The sequence below is a fragment of the Streptomyces sp. NBC_00691 genome (assembly GCF_036226665.1).
In the GTDB taxonomy this organism is placed as follows: Bacteria; Actinomycetota; Actinomycetes; order Streptomycetales; family Streptomycetaceae; genus Streptomyces.
The window spans coordinates 5,586,762-5,606,401 of the sequence record NZ_CP109007.1; the positions used below are offsets into that span (position 1 = coordinate 5,586,762).

Here is a 19,640-nt window from a genome sequence, read left to right on the forward strand (position 1 = left end):
TCCCCCTGTTCTGCCCGAACGGCCCGGCTCCCAACATGACCCGCACGCACGTTTCCCCTGGAGGGTGGCTGTCGTTGGGCCGAGCGTGACCTTTGTATGGAAGCGGGCGAGGTACGCCCTCGCGGTGGCGGGACTGTTGGCGGGCCTCGTGGGCTGCACGGCGCCGGACGGTGAAGGCGGGATCGGCATCGGCCTGCCGGGCAAGGCGCGGGCCCCCGGTGATGTCATCCGGGTCAGCCCGGAGGACGGCAGCCGGGGGTTGCCGGCCGAGGGCCCGGTCGAGGTGAAGGTGGACAGCGGGCGGCTCGAACGGGTGAGCGTCGTCCAGGTGGAGGACGGCAGACGGACCCAGGTGGCCGGGGAGATCTCCGCCGACGGGCTGCGCTGGCGGCCCCGGCCGGAGACCCGGCTCGCGCTGGCCGCGAAGTACAGCGTGGACGCGGTCGCGCTGGACGCGCACGGCCGCCGCTCGGCCCGGCACACCACCTTCACCACGGTGGTGCCCGAGAGCCGGTTCATCGGGTACTTCAAGCCGGAGAACCGTTCCACTGTCGGCACCGGCATGATCGTCTCCTTCGGCTTCAACATGCCGATCGAGAATCGCGCCGAGGTCGAGCGGGCCATCCGCGTCACGTCCGTGCCGCCGGTGGAGATCGTCGGCCACTGGTTCGGCAAGGAGCGGCTCGACTTCCGTCCCGCCGCGTACTGGCGGCCGGGCACCGAGGTCACCGTGGAGCTCGGCCTTCGGGACGTCGAGGGGGCACCCGGCGTGTACGGCATCCAGCGCAGGACCGTCGGGTTCACCGTCGGCCGCTCCCAGGTGTCCGTGGTCGACGCCGCCGCCCACACCATGGAGGTCCGGCGGGACGGCGACGTCCTCGCCACCGTGCCGATCACCGCGGGAGCGCCGAAGACCACCACGTACAACGGGAAGATGGTCGTCACCGAGATGTACGACGTGACCCGGATGAACGGGGCCACGGTCGGCTTCGGCGGGGAGTACGACATCAAGGACGTGCCGCACGCCATCCGTCTCACCGACTCGGGCACCTTCCTGCACGGGAACTACTGGGCCGATCCGAGCACCTTCGGCTCCGCCAACGTCAGCCACGGCTGTGTCGGGCTCCGGGACGACAAGGGCGGCAGCGCCGAGTCCCCGGCGGGCTGGTTCTTCGAGCGGACCCTCGTCGGCGACGTGGTCGAGGTGGTCAACTCCCGTGACCGTGAGGTCGCTCCCGACAACGGGCTCGGAGGCTGGAACATGGAGTGGAGCGGGTGGAAGGCGGGCTCCGCGCTGAGCTGACGCTCCCGTCCCCCTCGTACCGCCCGGCGCTTTCGGCCTCTTTCGTTGTCTTAGCAGGTCGATCGGGACGGAACGGTGACATTCGCGAGGATCTTTCGTGTCCTGCGGTGTGATTATCTAGCGCCGTGTGCGCGAGTGGATGCGCACGGGGGTGGGGCCGGGCGGTGCCGGGCCGTGCGAGGGGAGAAGACCACAGTGAACGGGCAGCCGATATCGGGGGCATCGGTCGGAGCGACGGGGCGGCGCGGCCGACGCGGGGGCGTCAGGCTGCAGGCCCTGGCGGCGGGAGCGCTGCTTCTGGTGCTCACCGCCTGCGGCGGCGGTGAGACGGCGAACGGCGGGGGCACGGGGGGCCAGGGTCCGGCCGCCCAGGGCGGCGGCAAGCAGGAGAACGCGGCCTCCCAGGCGGTCGTGTCGATCCTGCCGAAGGACGGCGCCGACTCGGTCGCCACCAGCGGGATCCTCAAGGTCACCGCGGCGCAGGGCAAGCTGACCACGGTCACGGTCGCCGACTCGAAGGGCACCGCGGTCGAGGGCAGGATCGCGGCGGACGGGGCCAGCTGGTCGCCGACCGCGCACCTCGCCGCGGCCACGCAGTACAAGGTCCACGCGATCGCGAAGGACGCCGAGGGCCGCGAGTCGGCGAAGGACACCACCTTCACCACCCTCGTCCCGAAGAACACCTTCATCGGCCAGTACACGCCGGAGGACGGTTCGACCGTCGGCGTCGGCATGCCAGTGTCCGTCAACTTCACCCGGGGCATCACCGACCCGGAGGCCGTCGAGAAGGCCATCAAGGTGACGTCCGAGCCGTCCGTGCCGATCGAGGGCCACTGGTTCGGCAACGACCGCCTCGACTTCCGCCCGGAGAACTACTGGGCCGCGGGCACCAAGGTGACCGTGCACCTCAACCTGGACGGCGTCGAGGGCCGCCCGGGTGTCTACGGCAAGCAGAAGAAGACGATCACCTTCACCATCGGCCGCCGCCAGGTCTCCACCGTCGACGCGAGCGCCAAGACGATGAAGATCGAGCGCGACGGCAAGATCATCAAGACGATCCCGATCACCGCGGGCGCGCCGTCCACGACCACGTACAACGGTCAGATGGTCATCAGCGAGAAGTACAAGGTGACCCGCATGAACGGGGCCACGGTCGGCTTCGGCGGGGAGTACGACATCAAGGACGTGCCGCACGCGATGCGTCTGTCCACCTCGGGCACCTTCGTACACGGCAACTACTGGGCCTCGTCGGACACGTTCGGCTCCGCCAACGTCAGCCACGGCTGCGTCGGCCTCCAGGACGCGCGGGGCGCGGGCGACAGCTCGAAGCCGGCCGCCTGGTTCTACGACCGCTCGATCATCGGTGACGTGGTCGTCGTGAAGAACTCGAAGGACAAGCAGATCCAGCCGGACAACGGCCTCAACGGCTGGAACATGGACTGGTCGGAGTGGATCAGGTAGTCCACCGCTCGTACGTCCGAGGGACCCGGTGCTGTGAGCAACAGCACCGGGTCCCTTCGCGTTAACGGACACTAACCTTCCTCCCATGACTGTGAACCTCGAAGTCGCCGAAGGCGTCGGCACGATCCGCCTCGACCGCCCCCCGATGAACGCGCTGGACATCGCCACCCAGGACCGGCTGCGCGAGCTCGCCCAGGAGGCGACCGACCGCGACGACGTGCGGGCCGTGATCATCTACGGCGGCGAGAAGGTGTTCGCGGCCGGCGCGGACATCAAGGAGATGCAGGTCATGGACCATGTGGCCATGGTCAAGCGCTCCCGCGCCCTCCAGGACTCCTTCACCGCCGTCGCCCGCATCCCCAAGCCGGTCGTCGCGGCCGTCACCGGCTACGCCCTCGGGGGAGGCTGCGAGCTCGCGCTCTGCGCCGACTACCGGATCGCCGCCGCCAACGCCAAACTCGGCCAGCCGGAGATCCTGCTCGGCCTGATCCCCGGCGCCGGCGGCACCCAGCGGCTGGCCCGGCTCGTCGGCCCCTCCAAGGCCAAGGACCTCATCTTCACCGGCCGGATGGTCAAGGCCGACGAGGCCCTGACGATGGGTCTGGTCGACCGGGTCGTCCCCGCCGACGAGGTGTACGAGCAGGCGCACGCCTGGGCCGCCAAGCTGGCGCAGGGCCCGGCCGTCGCGCTGCGGGCCGCGAAGGAGGCGATCGACCAGGGTCTGGAGGCCGACATCGACACCGGTCTCGCCATCGAGCGGACCTGGTTCGCGGGTCTGTTCGCGACGGAGGACCGCGCGAACGGGATGCGCAGCTTCGTCGAGGAGGGCCCGGGGAAGGCGAAGTTCGCCTGAGGTGACAGACGTCCCTTCGTGGGGGGCCGATTCCACCGGAACGGCCCCCGCGATCGGCTCCGTGCGGCCATGATGGGGGCATGGCGGGCCTGGAGGGTAGGGAACAACCGTGGCAGCGCACTGGCGCCGCCGCACCGCGGTGGTCACCGGCCGCGGACGACGAACAGGCCGCCGACGCAGTCGAGTTGTACGGTAATCCGGCCGAGGAGGATGTCCGGCTGCCGTCCCGTCCCGAATCCGCGTGGGTGGCCCGCAGACTCACCCAGCACGTCGTGCTGCGGCAGTGGGCGCTCGGTCCGCAGATCGCCGAGCACGCGGTGCTCCTGGTGTCGGAGCTCGTCGGGAACGCGGTCCGGCACACCGGTGCGCGGGTCTTCGCGCTGCGGCTGCAGCGGCGGCGGGGCTGGATCCGGATCGAGGTGCGGGACCCCTCGCGCGGGCTGCCCTGTCTGATGCCGGTGCACGAGCTCGACACGAGCGGCCGGGGGCTCTTCCTGGTCGACAAGCTCTCGGACCGATGGGGTGTGGACCTGGCGCCCCGCGGCAAGACGACCTGGTTCGAGATGCGGGTCGCCGACCGCCCCTGAGGCCCGACGGCCGCCCCCGGACGCACGGAAGCCCCCGTGCGCCGTGGTGGGGCGCGTGGGGGCTTCCGTGTGATGCGCCGTGGACGGGGGGGTGTATCCACGGCTGCTATGTCGACCTGGCCCGGGTCAATGGGGGTCGTGCCACCGACTATGGCAGACAGGGGGCCATACCGCCAAAAGTCCCTACTGGGGCAAACAAGGCCAAAAGCGGACACTTTAATAGTGAATCGTTGGTGACGTGTGGCACTCACCTTGCAAACAATGAATGACTATGCGGTTCGATGATTGTTCCTCGGGGTCGTCCGCATGCTGGACGCCCTCTCGTGGCTCGCAAACGTCCTGAATTGGCCTAATCGTAATAAATCGGGCGCCATCGCCCTTAAATGGTCGCGTGAAGCCGATCGACCGCCGCGGAGCCCTCCGGGCCGGTGCGGCCGCCGCCCTCGCGGGAGCCCTCACCACCGCCTGCGGCACGACCCCCCGCCCCGCCGCGCCCGCGCCCCGCCGTCCCGCCGCCGCACCCGTCGCGGCCCCCGCCCCCCGGCGCCTCCCCGGGCAGCCCGCCGAGATCACCCACGGCCCCCGCGACCGGCCCCGGGTCGCGCTCACCTTCCACGGCCAGGGCGACCCCGCCCTGGCCCGGAGGCTCCTCGGCCAGGCCGAGAAGGCCGGCGCCCGCGTCACCGTCCTCGCCGTCGGCAGCTGGCTCGACCAGCACCCCGACCTCGCCCGCCGCATCCTCGACGGCGGCCACGACCTCGGCAACCACACCCAGCGCCACATCGACGTCAACACCATGACCGAGACCGAGGCCCTCGCCGAGATCGAGGCCTGCGCCACCCGGCTGCGCCGGCTCACCGGCTCCATCGGCACCTGGTTCCGGCCCTCCCGCACCCAGCACGCCGCCCCCGCCGTCCTGCGCGCCGCCCGACGCGCCGGATACCCGCACGTCCTCTCGTACGACGTCGACTCCCTCGACTTCACCTCGCCCGGCGCCACCACCGTCGTCCGCAACGTCACCGGATCCGTCCGCGCCGGATCCGTCGTCAGCCTGCACTTCGGCTACCCGGACACCGCCGACGCGCTGCCCCTCCTCCTCGCCGACCTCGACCGCCGCGGACTGCGCGCGGTCACCACCACGGAGCTGCTGACCTGATGGCACACCGCACGCAGACCCTCCTCGCCGCAGTCCTCCTCGCCGCGCTCGCCGGCTGCGGCGGCGGGGACCCGGGCGACGGCGCCGCCCCGGTGAAGAAGGCCGCCCCCGTCCGCCCCGAGCCCGCCGCGGCCCCCGCCGGACTCCCCGGCATGCCGCCGGTCCTCGACCCGAAGGACGTCTACGCCGCCGACCGGCCCGACCGGCTCTCGCCCGTCGTCAAGAACTTCCCCTCCCGGGTCTACGTCCCCAACACCAACTCCAACACCGTCTCCGTCATCGACCCGGCCACCTACCAGGTCGTCGAGACCATCCCCGTCGGCAACCAGCCCCAGCACGTCGTCCCCTCCTGGGACATGAAGACCCTCTGGGTCAACAACAACCGGGGCCACACCCTCACCCCCATCGACCCGGCCACCGGCGTCGCCGGCAAGCCCGTCGAGGTCCACGACCCGTACAACCTGTACTTCACGCCCAACGGCAAGTACGCCGTCGTGATGGCCTCGCTCGACCGCGAACTCGTCTTCCGCGACCCGCACACCATGGAACGGAAGAAGACCGTCCCGGTCAGCTGCTACGGCGTCAACCACGCCGACTTCTCCGCCGACGGCCGCTACTTCGTCGTCTCCTGCGAGTTCTCCGGCGAGCTGCTCAAGGTCGACACCGAGCGGATGGAGGTGACCGGCCGGCAGAAGCTGCCCTTCGAGGGCGCCATGCCGCAGGACGTGAAGCTCTCCCCCGACGGCAGGACCTTCTACATCGCCGACATGATGGCCCACGGCATGTGGGTCCTCGACGGCGAGAAGTTCACCACCCCCGCCCTGATGCCCACCGGCAAGGGCGCCCACGGGCTCTACATCAGCCGGGACTCCCGCGAGATGTACGTCCCCAACCGCGGCGAGGGCTCCATCTCCGTCTTCGACTTCGAGAAGAACAAGCTGACGAAGAAGTGGTGGCTGCCGGACGGCGGATCCCCCGACATGGGAGGCGTCTCCGCCGACGGCAAGGTCCTCTGGCTCTCCGGCCGCTACGACTCCGAGGTGTACGCGATCGACACCGCGACCGGGAAGCAGCTGGCCCGCATCCCCGTCGGCGGCGGCCCCCACGGCCTCGCCGTCTACCCCCAGCCGGGGCGCTACTCGCTCGGCCACACGGGAGTCTTCCGCTAGGGCCTGTCGTGTCGAACAGGCCCGCGAGCGGCTGGTCAGCCGGCGACCAGGAGGGCCTCCGAGGCCACCGGGCGGTAGCCCGCCGCCTGGAAGGCCCGGACGCTGCGGGCGTTGCCCGGGGACTGCTGGGCCCAGACCACGGCGTCCGGCGTGAGATGCCGCGCCGCCGTGGCCAGGGCGCGGCCCAGCCCCCGGTGGCGTACCTCCTCGTCGACCTCGACCGCCGCCTCCCAGCGGCCCGCCACACCCCGGCCCAGGACCACGAGACCGCCGTCCGCGGCCCACACCCGGACGTCGTCGCGGAACTTCAGCGCCCGCGCGACCCGGGGGTGGTCCGGGTCCACGATCTCCCGGAGCTCCAGCGGGGGAGCGCCCGGCAGCGCGTCGGCGACCGTGAGCAGGTCGATCGTGTTCATGTGCCGGCCGGTGCGGGCCATCAGCGCCATCAGGAATCCCGGGTTCATGCTCGCCGCCAGCGGGTCGCTCGACGTGGCCGCGAGCGCGTCCCGCACCCACTCCGGGCCGGCGTCGGTGAAGACCACCGAATGGGCGGTGAAGGCGAGCACCCCGGCGTCCCGGGGACCGGGCTGCGGCACGACCGTCGTCGTCCCGTCCGGGGGAGGGAAGTCCCCGCGCGCCGCCGCCGCCAGGATCCGTGCCACCTCGTCGCTCATACCCCCATCATCCGGCAGCTCCGGGCCAGCTAATCTGAGCCCCGTCAGTGAAGCACCAAGAAGGGGCGGAAGCAGTGGCGGACATCGACTCGGCACGCACGGCATTCAACAAGTTCGACGTGGACGGCGACGGCTTCATCACGGCCGCGGAGTACAAGAGCGTCATGGCGCAGCTGGGCGACTTCCACGTCACGGAGACGGTCGCCGAGGCCCTCATCAAGCAGCGTGACGACAACGGCGACGGCCGGCTGTCCTGGGACGAGTTCTGGGGCCACCTCAGCAAGGCCTGATCCTCCCGCCCCGACGGGCGGTGCGACATCGCGTCGCCGCCCGTCCGGGGCCCGGTGCCCGATCGTCCGGTGACGCTTCCCGGACCCCTGGGCACCTCTCCGAGCCGTGTGACGGCGGCGGCCCTCATCGTCTCCCCGCCGGGCTCCCCGCCGGCCTCCCCGCCGGGCTCCCCGCCGGTTCCGGCGTCCCGGGGCGGCCGTCCTGCCGCTCGCCCCCGTCGTCGGCCTCGCCCGCGTCCACCGCACCGCCGCCCCTCTCCGGCGGGTGCGCTCCGGTACGTGCCGTACGCCGCGCTCGCGGCCCCCACCGGCGCCCTCACGACCCGTGCCGGTGGCAACTCGCTGCACCACATGCCAGTGGCCGGATCCCCGCCCGGCGCGCGAACGATCTCCCCGGCGCCCCCCACCTGGCCTTTTGGCCGGAATCAGAGGGTCCGCCCAGGGCCTGCCCCCCTGCTTTCCCGCAGGTTGTGAGGCAGCTCGCTGCCAGGCAGCTTCCTGGCCTGTCCGGAAGCGGACAGCCGGGGCCCCCCGGTGATTTCCTCTAGGTGTGCGGACGGGACGGCTGAAAAGCCACCGGCCGCCAAGGACCTCCTGAGACGCACGTACGCCGCACCCGTACCGCATCCGCACCCGGAATGGAGACCCATATGTCCTGTCGCTCGCGCCGCGTAAGCAGTGTCCTCGCCGCCGTCGCCGCCGCCGTCCTCGGCGGTCTGGTGACCGCCTCCCCGGCCGAGGCCGCCCCCACCGCCCCGCACCACGTCGCCCAGCGCGGTGACGACTTCGTCTGGCCGACCCCGCCGCACCCGCAGATGCCGGACTTCCCCTGCGTCCCGACGCTCCCCGGACTGCCCTGCGTCATCGACATCCCGGACGACTTCGTCTGGCCGATCGCCCCCAGGAACTGACCCTCATGAACGTCACGACCGCCGCCACGGCCGCCGCCCCGCTCCGGCTGTACTCCCGGCCTCAGATCCACTCCCGGCGGGTCGCCTGCACCCCCGCCTCGAACCGGCTCGACGCACCCAGCCGCTCCATCAGGTCGGCCACGATCCGCCGCTCCGTCCGCACCCCGATGCCCAGCGCACGCGCCACGGCCTCGTCGGTCAGACCGCTCGCCAGGAGCTGGAGCAGTTTGCGCTCCTGCGGGGTGAGCCCACCGGGCAGGGCGTCCCCCGGGCCGTTCAGCGGCGAGGCGTGCTCCCAGTAGGCCTCGAAGAGGGCGCGCATGGCCAGGACCACCGGCTGGCTGCTGAAGAGCAGCGCGGACGGCTGGGCCTGACCGGGCAGCCCGGCGACCACCGCCGCCGTCGTGTCCACGATGAGCAGTCGCATCGGCAGAGTCGGCGAGGTACGGATCTCGCTGCCTCGCTCCGCCATCCACTGGGCGTGCGCCCGGGTGACCCGGTCACCCGCGACGCTGTCCAGATAGATGGTCCGGAAGCGGACGCCCCGCTCCATCGCCCGCTCGTTCAGGGGCCGGCCGGCCTCGACGGACTCCTCCGTGAGGGCCTTGCCGGGATGGAAGGCGAGGGACTCGCGCGTACAGGACTCGGCGAGGGACTCCAGGCGGGTACGGATGTCGTCGACGTTGTCGAGGTGCTCCGCCCCGTCGAGACCGCCCGAGCGGCCCGACGCCGTGTACTCGGCCGCGAGAGCGGCGAGGGCGGCACGATTCTGCTCGATCCGCTGCTGCCGCGAGGCGAGTTCGCGCTCCTCGCGCTGGAGCAGCACCTTGAGGCCGAGCGACGGGTTCACCGCGCGCATCCGGCCCGGACTGTCCCGGGACGGCGCGAGCAGGGAGAGCCGCGTCAGCAGGTCGAGTGCCTCCTCCACCCGTTCCGTCGTACAGCTCAGCAGTTTCGCCAGGCGCTCCGGATCGTGCTCCTTGTGGAACAGGATCGCGCGGTACACGCCCAGCGTGTGTTGGTCGAGCGACGAGACCTCGTCCACGGTGTCCCCCAATGGTCGTACCGCCCCAGGGTCGTTCGGGGCGGAGTTCCGAACCGGGCTCCGCGCTCCAGCGCCCGAGCGACCCGATTCACCCCATTCACACGATCATCACGCTACTCGTTCGACGATCTCCTCGAAAGGGACGTCACGTGCTCCAGACCGGTTCCTCCCCGCCGCGGCTCGACGGTCTCGTCGTCCTCGTCGTCGACGCCACCACGGGCATCGGCCGGGAGCTCGCGACCCGGCTGAGCGCCGCGGGGGCGATCGTCGCCGTCGTCGGCGCCGGTCACCCGGACCGTGGCGACGACGCCGCCACCAACGCGGCCTTCCTCTGCAAGGCGCTCAACGACGCGGGTCTGCTCGCCCTGCCGTACCGGATCGACATCCGCGATCCGGCCGAGGCGGGCCGGCTGCCCGGCCAGATCGCCGCCGACGCGGGCCCGGTGAACGCCGCGGTCGTCGTGCTGCCGGCGCCGGACGCCCCCGGTGAACTGCTGCGCGCCTTCCGCGCCGTGTCGGCCGCCCTCGCGGTCGCGCTGCCGCCCGGCGCCCGGCACATCGAACACACGCCGGGCGGCGCGACCGGACCGGACACGACGACGGCCGGGGACCGCGGCTGGCTCCGCTCCGTCGTCGACGGCCTGGCCGCCGACGCGGCGCGGGCGACCAGCCACTGAGGCCGACGGCCCGCGAGGGCCGTCGGGACGGAAGCCGCAGAGCACTCACCACAGAGAGCACTCACCACACAGAAGGCACCACAGAAGTCACCACGGGGGAGAGAGATGTCCATTCGCGTCGTCGTGGCCGGTGACCACCAACTGGTCCTGGAGGCCTTCGCCGAGACCCTCAACGGCACCAACGGCCTGGACGTCGTGGGGCTCGCCACGACCTTCGAGGCGGTGCTCCCGGCCGTCCAGCGGCACCGGCCCACGGTGCTCCTGCTCGGCGAGAGCACCATGGGAGGCAAGGCGCTGCACGCGGCCACCGAGGTGCGCTCGCACCATCCGAGCTGCGGAGTGGCGCTGATGGTCGGTTCGGCCACCCCGTCCGTGGTGGACCGGGCGGTGGCCGCCGGCGCACTCGGAGTCGTACCGAAGACCGCCCGGCTGCCGCAGCTGATCACCACCCTCGTGGGGGTCGCGGGGGGTTGCCTCACCGTCGACCCGGGGCTGCTGCGGACGCCGACGGCGGGGGAGAGGGTGCTCAGCGTCCGGGAGACGGACGTCCTGCGGCTCACCGCCGGCGGGGCGACCGTCAAGGAGATCGCGGGCGAGCTCTACCTCGCGGCGGGGACGGTACGGAACCTCACCTCGGCGGCGATCAAGAAGCTCGGCGGGCGCAACCGGTTCGACGCGGCGCGCATCGCGGCGGAATGCGGGTTGCTGTGAGGGCGGTGGGGGCGTCCGGACGTGCGCCGGCCCCGGCACGAGGCGTGCCGGGGCGGGGCTTCACGACGTGGTGGAGCAGGGCGCTCCGTGCGCTCCTACTTCTCCAGGCAGAACTCGTTGATCGGGTATCCGACATGGCGGTCGGCCGTCGGCAGATGACCCAGGATGCGGTCGCCCGGCTTGAGTTCGGTGCTGTTGAGCACCGAGGCGCCGGGGCCGAGGACCCGCACGTGCCAGTCGTCCTGGAGGATCAGGTTGACCGTCTGCCCGCTGGGCGCGACCGCGTCGATGGAGATGAGCGGACGCGTCTCGATCTTCACCCGGCCGACGCTGACGGGCCGGGTACGGCCGTCGACGTCGACCGCCAGGACGGAACTGCCGGCGTGCAGCTCGCTCAGGTAGTGGGTGCGGCCGTTCTGCCCCACGGTGTACGAGTGCAGCGCACCCGCGTTGACGCGGAACGGACGGGTCGGCATGTACGGCAGCGGGTGGGTCTCGCTGACGCACAGGACCATGCCCTTGGAGTGGGACCCCACCAGGATGCCCTCGTCCTTGCGGAAGTGGGTCGTGGTGTCGACGCAGGCACGCTCGCCCATGCCGATGTGCGTGGTCGCCGTGACCTCCAGCTCGACCAGGGAGATCTCCCCGCCGTGCGCGGTCGCCGCGGTCCGCAGGGCCGTCGCGTCGCCGACCGTGCGGCCCCGCATCAGGACCCCGTCGGAGCCGTGCTCCAGGACGCCGTACAGGATCTCGGCCTCCTCGGTGTCGGCGGCCGTCGTCACGATGGAACCGGGCGCGCCGGAGGCGGCCGCGATGACGATCTCCAGCGGGATCTTCGTCGGGTCGCGGAAGTCGAGGACGCTCCACGCCTCGAGGCGCGCCGCCAGGCAGGCGTCCTCCAGGGTGTCGGCGTCGACGATCTCCACGTACCGTCCGAACCGCACGTCCGGGTGGGCCGCTTCGAGCTCGGCCCGGCCGTCCTTCGGGCCGGGGACGATCACGACGTCGGCACCGCCCAGGTCGGCGGGCACGGTGGCGGCGCCGTTCTCGAAGAGCAGGATCTTGCGGACGGTGGGCGGCAGACCGGCGAAGACGGCCGGGTCGGCGGCGACGATGCCGTCGATCTTCTGGTGCACGGCCTCCTCGAGGACGGCGGCGGTGGCGGCGCCGGCCTCACGGATGTCAAGCCAGCACAGTTTGGCGTCCGTCATGATGCGGACCTCCTGTCAGATGGTCGAGAGACGAGCCGTCGAGCGACGGGCCGTGGGTGTCGTCGTGGTGCGGGTCCTCGAGCGGCGTGCCGTCGAGGTGGTCCGGGGTGAGGCGTTCGCTGTGAAGCCGCTCCCGGCCGCCCGACTCGCTGAACGGGCCGGTGGTGAAGTGCTGTTCGGGGAAGTGGTGGACGATCCTCGCGACCTTGGCCGCCAGCGCGCGCGGATCCTTGGCCTGGAAGATGTTGCGGCCCATGGCCACCCCGCCCGCCCCTCCGGCGATGGCGTCCCTGACGTACGCCAGGACGTCCTCCTCCTTCTCCAGGGCGGGTCCGCCGGCGACGAGCACCGGCACCGGGCAGGCCGCGGTCAGGTCGAGCATCTCCGCGGTGGATCCGAGGAAGACGGTCTTGACCAGGTCCGCGCCCAGGTCCGCGGCGATCGTCACGGCGTGCGCGACGACCGCCGGGTCCCGGGGGTCGCTGATCCGCGGCCCGCGCGGGTACACCATCGCGAGCAGCGGCAGGTTCCAGCGGTCGCAGGCGTCGGCGATCCGGCCGAGGTCACCGATCTGCTGCCGCTCGTCGTCGGAGCCGAGGTTGACGTGGACGCTGACCGCGTCCGCGCCGAGGCGCAGGGCCTCCTCGACGCCGGCGACGACGTACTTGGCGTTGGGGTCGAGCGCCTGGCTGGTGCTCGCGTTGAGGTGGATGATCAGCGACATCGCGGCGAACCGCTCCGGGCTGATGTGCCGGACGCTGCCCTTGTGCACGACGACGGCGTCGGCGCCGCCGGCCGCGATCCGGGCGGCGAGCTGGTCGAGCGTGGTGCCCTTCGGCACCACGGGACCGTCGTGGATCGAGTGGTCGAGAGGGGTGATCATCAGGCCGGCCGTGCTGTGGCGGTAGAGCCGCCGTAGCCGCAGCGACCGGGCGAAGTGGCCGAAACCGGTCATGGAACGCCCTTTCTGGTTCGCGAGGAGGCGTGATCGGGCTGGTGACCCGCGCCGCTCACGCGGACGGGGTCGTCCCGCGCGGTGGCTCCGCGCGGGGAGCTGAGGGCCGGCCCGCCGGCGCCGCGGTGGGCGGTGGCGGCCGCGGCGCCCGCGGTGGCGTTCGGAGCGCCCGCGCCCGTGGCGCCCCCGGCGGTGGCGTGGGCGGCCGACGCGGCGGGGTCCGGTGGCGAGACGGAGCGCAGATAGGCGCGGTCCGGTTTGCCCGAGGGCGTGAGCGGCAGCCGCGGCCAGACCGAGACGCGTACCGGAGTGTGCTCCGGAGTCAGCGCCGAGGCCACGTATCCCCGCAGGTCGCAGGAGGTCTGCCCGGCCCCCGAGTAGAGCTCGACGGCCGCGTGCACCTGCTCCACCCAGTCCCGGTCGCGCACTCCGAACACCGTGGCCTGGCGCACCTGTGGATGGCGCATCAGCGCCTCCTCGATGGCCGCCGGGTCCAGCTTGAGCCCGCCGTGCTTGATCACGTCGCCCACCCGGCCGTCGAGCCGGAGGTAGCCGTACCGGTCCCAGTGCCCCAGGTCGCCGGTGCACAGCCAGCCGTCGCGGAAGACGGTCCCGGTGCGTTCCTCGTCGCCGAGGTAGCCGGCCGTGACCGTCGGCGAGCTGATCCAGATCTCGCCCGACACCCCCCGCTCCAGCTGGGGGCCGTTGCCGGGGCCGCGGATCTCCACCCGCACCCAGGGGAACGGGCGGCCCGCCGAGCCGAGCAGTTCCGGCTCGCGGTGGTCCAGCGGGTTGAGGCTGCTGATGCCGCCCGCCTCCGTCGTCCCGTACACCTGGATGAGCACGTCGCCGAAGAGTTCCACCGCCCGCGCCACCCGGGCCGGCGCCGCCGGGGTGCCGCTGTACGTGATGCGGCGCAGCGACGACAGGTCGGTGAGCGGGGCGGCCGGGTGGTCCAGGAGCCGGTAGAGGTGGGGGACGGCGAGGTAGACGTCGGTGACCCCGTGCCGCTCGAAGGCGTCCAGGACGTCGCCCGCGTCGAACTCGTCGTGCAGCACGACCCGTCCGCCGCTCGCGAGCACCGCGTCGGCCATCGGCGCGGTCGTGTGGCTGATCGGCGTGACGGACAGCAGCGTCGCGGGTCCCCGGGGATCGAGGCCATGGGCGAGGCGGCTGACGAGCTCCTCACGTGTGTCGTACCGCTGGGCGACCATCTTCGGCCGTCCGGTGCTCCCGCTGGTGAACTCGACGGTCGCGAGGTCGTCCGGGCGCGGCTCGGGGAGTCGCGCCGGCAGCGGTTCGGTGGATCCGGCGGCCGCCCCCCAGGGGACGGTCAGCACGGTGACGGCCGGGACGCGGCGGGTGAGCCAGTCGCCGCGCTCGGCGCTCTCGTCGTCGACGAGCAGCACCGACACCCGCAGGTCCTCCAGGAGTTGAGCCTGGGTGGCGACCGAGAAGGTCTCCGTGTCGGTACGCGGATTCATCGACCGTACGTACACGGAGGTGGCGCCCAGCAGATGGACGGCGTACCGGGCGCCGAGCATCAACGGCCGGTTGGGGCCGGTCAGCACGGCGACGGTGTCACCGGGGCGGACGCCGCGGGAGCGCAGCAGGGCCGTCGTGGCCCGCACCGAGCCGGCGAGCCGGCCGGCGGTGACGGCCTCGTCGGCGCGGTGGATCACCACGCGCCCCGGGTCCTTTCCGAGAGCGTCGAGAATGCGGCGTACGTACATGGTTCCTCCTTTCCGGAACGAGGAGTCGAATGGTGCGGAAGAATTCAGGAGATGCGCATCTGCGCCATCATTCCCATGGCGCTGTGGTCGATCATGTGGCAGTGATAGGGAAAGACCCCGCGGTGGGTGTCGAAGGTCAGCTGGAGTTTCGCGGTCTGTCCCGGGAAGAGAAGGACGGTGTCCTTGAGACCGGCCTCCGCCGGATAGACCGGCATTCCGTCCCGTTCGAGAATCCGGAACTGCACCAGATGGGTGTGGAAATTGTGCGGGACGGTCGTGCTGGTGTTCTTGACCGTCCACACCTCGGTCGAGCCCCAGGCGATCTCGGTGTCGATCCGGTCGTGGTCGAAGGTCTTCTCGTTGATGTACGCGAGGTGGCCCGTGCCCGGCTCGTCCATCCGCAGTTCGAAGCTCCGCTCCACGGTCGGCGCGGGCAGCGGCGGCAGGGTGGTGAGGACGTCCGGCACCCGGCTGGTGTCGGCCACCTTCTCCTCGACGTCGAAGCGCATGATCTGCCCGACGAGCTCGGTCGGCCCGGGGCCCAGCATGTTCGCCAGGGTGACCTGGGTGCCCGGCGCGTACCGCGAGAAGTCGACGACGAAGTCGGCGCGCTCGCCGGGGGAGAGGACGATCACCGGCGAGGGCGCGGGCGCCGGCAGCAGACCGCCGTCCGAGCCGACGTGGATGACCGGGCTGCCGTCGGAGAGCGCCATCACGAAGATGCGCAGGTTGCAGGAGTTGACCATCCGGAAGCGGTACTTGCGGGCCTTGACCTTCATGTACGGCCACGGGGCCCCGTTGACGAGGAGGGTCGTGCGGTTGAGCGCGTCGTCCATCGTGTAGAGCATCTGCCCCGCCGCGTCGAAGTGCGCGTCCCGCAGGATCAGCGGCACCTCGTACGGCCCGGAGGGCAGTCCGAGCGCGTCCTCGGCCTCGTCGCCGAGGAGGTAGAGCCCGGAGAGGCCCCGGTAGACGTGCTCGGACTCCAGGTGGTGGGCGTGGTCGTGGGTCCACAGCGTGGCGCCCACCTGACGGTTGGCGTACACGTAGGTCTTCGACCGGCCCGGCTGGATCAGGTCCATCATCCCGCCGTCCTGGTCCTGTGGGTTGTTCCCGCCGTGCAGGTGGACCGAGGTCGGCGCGGAGAGCGCGTTGATCTGCCTCACCACGGCCGTGCGTCCGCTGCGGGCCCGGATGGTGGGGCCGGGGAAGGTGCCGTCGTAGGTCAGGACCTCGGTCCGGAGGCCGGGCAGGATCTCGACCCGCGCCCTGCGCATGGTGACCGCGTAGTAGTCGGCCGACCGGGTCCGCCGGTACGGGGCGAGAACCCGCGGCCGGGGCAGCGGCACGGTGAACGGGGTGACCGCCGGCGGGCCGGCGGGCGGTTCGGCGGCCACCGCCTGCGTACCGGAGGTGAGGCTCTGGAACACCCCGCCGGCCGCGCCGACAGCGCCGACGGCACCGGCGGTGAGTCCGAGTCGTATCGCGTTGCGGCGAGAGAACACAGCGGATTCCTAACGTGACGGTTTCTGCGGAACGGTGGTTCGGGCGGTGGTCCGATTCGCGTTGTCCGCCTCGGGCGGTGCGTCGGGACGGTGCGTCGGAACGGTGATGAATTCGCTCTCCGAGCATGGGCGCGAACGGCCGGAACTCCGAGCCCGTTCGCCCCGGTTCTTGCATGTGTCACGCGATCGATGACCTCGGTCATTTCCGCCGGTGGGTACGGGAATCACGTACTCCGGGATGACGGGAGTCACGGTGGGGAATGCCGTGCGTCACGACCCGTCCCGGAAATGTCACCGATTCGGGCGGGCGTCGATCGGGGGCCGATTCCCCGCGCGAGAGTGGGGCCCGGCGTCTGCCCTGCGTGCGGCGCCTTCCCGTCCGCCGGCCTCCGGGGCCGCACGGCCCCGGCGCCGGACCGTCATCCTCGCGCCCACGGAGGCACCGTGCAGACCACGCAGACACCCTCGGACACCGGCCCCCGACCCCTCGAACCCGCCCTGGCCGTACCGGCGTTCACCGGCGGAGTGCGCGTCTTCTTCGCCTCCGGCGGCGACGTCGCCACCCTCGCCGGACCCGCCACCTCGCTCGCCCTCCGCCCCGTCCGGGGCGGCGTCCGGACCGCCCTGGAACGGCTCGCCGAAGGGCCCCTGCCCGCGGCGGAGCTGTACGAGGGGCTCCGGCCCGCCGAGCGGGTCCAGTTCGAGCGGGTCCTCGACCGCGCCCGGCACCTGGTGGCCCACGCCGTCCTGGCCAGGGGCGGCAGCCGTGAGCTGCTCCGGCTGGAGCCGGTGGCGCGCGACGCCGCCCATGTGCCGGTCCGCGTTCCCGCCGACGCGACCGTACGGCTCTCCCGCTTCGCCTTCTGCCGAAGCCGCGAAGGCGCCCTCGTCCTGGAGTCGCCGCTGGTCAAGTACCGGGCGGTGCTCACCGATCCCGCGGCGCGGACGCTGGCCGCCGCGCTCGGGGAGCCCGGCACCTCCGACCGCCTCGGCGCGGCCGCCGGTCTCGACGAGGCCGGCACCGCCGATGTCCTCGGTCATCTCGTCGGCGCCGGATTCGCCGAACTCGCCGACGAGGAGGGGGTCTTCGCCTCGGACGGCGAACCCGTCCTGCGCCAGTGGGACTTCCACGACCTCCTCTTCCACTCGCGCGTCCGCTCCGGCCGGTACGACGAGGTGTTCGGCGCCGTCTACCCCCACCGGGGCGCCATCGAGCCGCGGCCGGCGGTACGGCCCGTCCCCGAGGGCCCCTCCGTACCGCTCCACCGGCCGACGCGGGAGGAGATCGCCGCGCACGATCCGTCCCTCACCACGGCGATCGAGACCCGGCGGTCCATCCGCGGCTACGGCGACCAGGAGATGACCGCCCGCCAGCTCGGCGAGTTCCTCTACCGCGTGGCCCGCGTCCGCGCCCACTACACCCCGGAGCCCGGCAGCGACCGTGACGAGGTCGTCTCCCGCCCCTACCCGAGCGGCGGCCAGGGGTACGAGCTGGAGCTGTACGTCACCGTGCGGCGCTGCGAGGGACTGGCCCCCGGCATCTACTACTACGACCCCGTCGGCCACCGCCTCGTCCTGCGGAACGAGGACGAGGCCGACCGCGAGTCCCTCTTCCACGTGGCCTCCCGGGCCACCGGCATGGAGGCGCGCCCCGACGTCCTCGTCACCGTCACGGCCCGCTTCCAGCGCATGTCGTGGAAGTACCGAGCCATCGCCTACGCGACGACGCTCCGGCACACGGGCGTGCTCTACCAGACGATGTACCTGGTCGCGACGGCCCTCGGTCTGGCCCCCTGCGCGCTGGGCAACGGCGACGCCGACATGTCCGCGCGGGTGCTCGGCCTCGACTACCTCCAGGAGTCCTCGGTGGGCGACTTCCTGCTCGGCAGCCGGCGCCCGGACGACTCCGTCGCAGGTGAGCCGGGGGAAGGGTGGCGGATGCTCAACAGCCCCGAGTGGTCCCTTCCCGGTAACCCCTGAGCCCTTCCGGCATGACGCCGGTTATTCCGGGCGTGATAAACGTCAGGCGGAACTCGGAAAGTCTGGTGCGGGGCGGGGTCGGTCAGCATTATTGGTGTTGCAGCCGAACGGTTGCCGAGAAGAATTCGGAAAGGAATTCAGAATGAGCATCGACGACATCAAGCAGGGCCAGGACGCGGACAAGGCGTTCGAGAACTTCGACGTCGACGAGCTGGAGACCCTCGAGGTCGCCCAGGGCGTGGCCCTCCCGGAGATGGGTGCCTCCAGCGGCTCGATCGGCACCTCGTCCTCCTCGTCCTCCACCTGCTCCGCCTGCTGAACATCCCCCAACCGAAACGCTGAAAGGAAACACACCATGAGCATCGACGACATCAAGAACGGCGACGACGCGGCCTTCGACAACTTCGACGTCGCGGAGCTGGAGACCCTCGAGGTCGCCCAGGGCGTGGCCCTCCCGGAGATGGGTGCCTCCAGCGGCTCGATCGGCACCTCGTCGTCGTCCTCCTCCACCTGCTCGGCCTGCTGACCGAGTAACCGGAGCTGAACGCACGACGCACGAAGGATGCGACCGCCCGGCCCAGGCCGGGTGGCGCATCCTCGCGTGCGTTGCGGTGCTTCCCGGGCGCTCCCGCTTCCGAGGCGCTGGTCGGGAGCCGCCGAGAGGCTTCGGGGCTGCGGGCCGTCAGCCGCGCAGGGCCACGTGGAAGGACGAGGCCCACAGCACGACCGCGGCGCCCAGGCCGACCACCGTGCGGATCGTCTCCGCCGTGGTGCCGGCCGCCAGGACGACGAGTCCCACCAGCGCGACCGCGGTCAGGAAGATCGCGGTCCACTTGTACTGCCCCTGGTCGAAGAGGCGCGCGAGCGGGAAGAAGTGCAGGCCCACGACCAGACAGATCCCGACCGGGATGAACTCGGGGTGGCCCGAGGCGTTCGACACGGCGATCACCGCGAAGATCGCCACCAGCTCGGCCATGTTGACCAGGCCGACCCCCCGGTTCCACTTCTCCGGCAGGCGGACCATGCGGGTCACCGGACCCGCGGTGCCCCGGAAGGCGAACACCACCGCGCCGGCGGTCACGACGGCGGCGACGACGCCGACCGCGACGGACACGGGCACCGCCGCTATTCCCGAACCGCCCGCGAAGGCCCATACGAGGGCGAAGACGGCGAGGACGATCGCGCCGCGACGGCGCAGATTACGCGTGAGTGCCAGGCACTCGGCGTCGGTGGTTTCCGTAGTCATGGCGCGGACCTTACAACGACGCTCCGCGATGATCCGACTGCGTTGTCTATTTTCAGCCAGTCCGACTCGGACCCGTCTCGAACCGAGCCATGGCCCGAGCGTCACGGAAAGGGTGACACATGTCAGCCCGGAACCCTTTCCCCTATCGCCCCGCAATTCCCCGGCACATGATT

General features: G+C 71.8%; 20 protein-coding genes. 13 read left to right on the plus strand and 7 right to left on the minus strand.

The annotated features are described in order from the left end of the window. Positions 1–64 precede the first annotated feature (64 nt). The 6 genes from OG392_RS25410 to OG392_RS25435 all read left to right on the plus strand — a co-directional run bounded on the left by OG392_RS25410 (position 65) and on the right by OG392_RS25435 (position 6,529). Complete coding sequence (locus OG392_RS25410; protein WP_443054869.1) at positions 65–1,303, plus strand: Ig-like domain-containing protein; 1,239 nt, start codon at positions 65–67, stop codon at positions 1,301–1,303. Positions 1,304–1,498: 195 nt separating this feature from the next. Next, positions 1,499–2,764, plus strand: a complete 1,266-nt coding sequence (locus OG392_RS25415) for a L,D-transpeptidase (RefSeq protein ID WP_329283234.1) — start codon at positions 1,499–1,501, stop codon at positions 2,762–2,764. An 85-nt stretch (positions 2,765–2,849) separates the two neighbouring features. Then, positions 2,850–3,617: an enoyl-CoA hydratase/isomerase family protein gene (locus OG392_RS25420; protein WP_329283237.1), complete on the plus strand. Its 768-nt coding sequence runs from the start codon at positions 2,850–2,852 to the stop codon at positions 3,615–3,617. A gap of 80 nt (positions 3,618–3,697) precedes the next feature. Further along, entirely contained in the window at positions 3,698–4,204 is a 507-nt protein-coding gene (locus OG392_RS25425) for an ATP-binding protein (protein WP_329283239.1), read from the plus strand. A gap of 391 nt (positions 4,205–4,595) precedes the next feature. Continuing rightward, a complete protein-coding gene (locus tag OG392_RS25430; RefSeq protein ID WP_329283241.1) occupies positions 4,596–5,360 on the plus strand; it encodes a polysaccharide deacetylase family protein in 765 nt (254 codons plus the stop codon). Then, on the plus strand, positions 5,360–6,529 hold the full coding sequence (locus OG392_RS25435; RefSeq protein ID WP_329283242.1) for a YncE family protein: 1,170 nt from the start codon (positions 5,360–5,362) through the stop codon (positions 6,527–6,529). Before OG392_RS25430 ends, OG392_RS25435 begins: the two co-directional genes overlap by 1 nt. A 35-nt stretch (positions 6,530–6,564) precedes the next feature. Here OG392_RS25435 and OG392_RS25440 read toward each other — a convergent pair whose 3' ends face one another. Beyond that, positions 6,565–7,203, minus strand: a complete 639-nt coding sequence (locus OG392_RS25440; RefSeq protein ID WP_329283244.1) for a GNAT family N-acetyltransferase — start codon at positions 7,201–7,203, stop codon at positions 6,565–6,567. A 74-nt stretch (positions 7,204–7,277) separates the two neighbouring features. Here OG392_RS25440 and OG392_RS25445 point away from each other — a divergent pair, with 74 nt between their 5' ends. Together OG392_RS25445 and OG392_RS25450 are read left to right on the plus strand one after the other, a co-directional pair. After that, a complete protein-coding gene (locus OG392_RS25445; RefSeq protein WP_329283246.1) occupies positions 7,278–7,493 on the plus strand; it encodes an EF-hand domain-containing protein in 216 nt (71 codons plus the stop codon). A gap of 650 nt (positions 7,494–8,143) precedes the next feature. After that, the gene (locus tag OG392_RS25450) at positions 8,144–8,404 is read left to right on the plus strand and encodes a hypothetical protein (protein WP_329283248.1); all 261 of its coding nucleotides are present in this window, start codon (positions 8,144–8,146) and stop codon (positions 8,402–8,404) included. Positions 8,405–8,465: 61 nt separating this feature from the next. On the opposite strand, the gene OG392_RS25455 is transcribed toward OG392_RS25450, so the two are convergent. Then, positions 8,466–9,449: a helix-turn-helix transcriptional regulator gene (locus OG392_RS25455; RefSeq protein WP_329283251.1), complete on the minus strand. Its 984-nt coding sequence runs from the start codon at positions 9,447–9,449 to the stop codon at positions 8,466–8,468. A gap of 149 nt (positions 9,450–9,598) precedes the next feature. Between OG392_RS25455 and OG392_RS25460 the strand changes: the two genes are divergently transcribed. Continuing rightward, positions 9,599–10,126 (plus strand): hypothetical protein, encoded by a 528-nt coding sequence (locus tag OG392_RS25460; RefSeq protein WP_329283253.1) that lies wholly within the window; start codon positions 9,599–9,601, stop codon positions 10,124–10,126. Positions 10,127–10,231: 105 nt separating this feature from the next. After that, entirely contained in the window at positions 10,232–10,837 is a 606-nt protein-coding gene (locus OG392_RS25465) for a response regulator transcription factor (RefSeq protein WP_329283255.1), read from the plus strand. 95 nt (positions 10,838–10,932) lie between these two features. Here the strand turns inward: OG392_RS25465 and OG392_RS25470 are convergent, their stop codons facing one another. From OG392_RS25470 to OG392_RS25485, 4 genes are read right to left on the minus strand one after another with little or no spacing between them, the layout of a single operon-like run. Continuing rightward, positions 10,933–12,048, minus strand: a complete 1,116-nt coding sequence (locus OG392_RS25470) for a 3-dehydroquinate synthase II family protein (protein ID WP_329283257.1) — start codon at positions 12,046–12,048, stop codon at positions 10,933–10,935. Beyond that, a complete protein-coding gene (locus tag OG392_RS25475) occupies positions 12,020–13,003 on the minus strand; it encodes a 2-amino-3,7-dideoxy-D-threo-hept-6-ulosonate synthase (protein WP_329283259.1) in 984 nt (327 codons plus the stop codon). Before OG392_RS25475 ends, OG392_RS25470 begins: the two co-directional genes overlap by 29 nt. Beyond that, positions 13,000–14,736 (minus strand): class I adenylate-forming enzyme family protein, encoded by a 1,737-nt coding sequence (locus tag OG392_RS25480; protein WP_329283262.1) that lies wholly within the window; start codon positions 14,734–14,736, stop codon positions 13,000–13,002. The genes OG392_RS25475 and OG392_RS25480 overlap by 4 nt, the downstream gene beginning before the upstream one ends. Before the next feature lie 44 nt (positions 14,737–14,780). After that, a complete protein-coding gene (locus tag OG392_RS25485) occupies positions 14,781–16,241 on the minus strand; it encodes a multicopper oxidase family protein (RefSeq protein ID WP_329283264.1) in 1,461 nt (486 codons plus the stop codon). 444 nt (positions 16,242–16,685) lie between these two features. Between OG392_RS25485 and OG392_RS25490 the strand changes: the two genes are divergently transcribed. The 3 genes from OG392_RS25490 (at position 16,686) to OG392_RS25500 (ending at position 18,747) form a co-directional block, all read left to right on the plus strand. Next, entirely contained in the window at positions 16,686–18,221 is a 1,536-nt protein-coding gene (locus tag OG392_RS25490) for a SagB/ThcOx family dehydrogenase (protein WP_329283267.1), read from the plus strand. A 142-nt stretch (positions 18,222–18,363) separates the two neighbouring features. Further along, a complete protein-coding gene (locus tag OG392_RS25495; RefSeq protein ID WP_073912617.1) occupies positions 18,364–18,540 on the plus strand; it encodes a thiazolylpeptide-type bacteriocin in 177 nt (58 codons plus the stop codon). A 36-nt stretch (positions 18,541–18,576) separates the two neighbouring features. Next, positions 18,577–18,747, plus strand: coding sequence for a thiazolylpeptide-type bacteriocin (locus OG392_RS25500; protein ID WP_015036315.1), 171 nt, complete (start codon positions 18,577–18,579; stop codon positions 18,745–18,747). A 156-nt stretch (positions 18,748–18,903) separates the two neighbouring features. On the opposite strand, the gene OG392_RS25505 is transcribed toward OG392_RS25500, so the two are convergent. After that, the gene (locus OG392_RS25505) at positions 18,904–19,467 is read right to left on the minus strand and encodes a DUF7010 family protein (RefSeq protein WP_329283269.1); all 564 of its coding nucleotides are present in this window, start codon (positions 19,465–19,467) and stop codon (positions 18,904–18,906) included. Positions 19,468–19,640 lie beyond the last annotated feature (173 nt).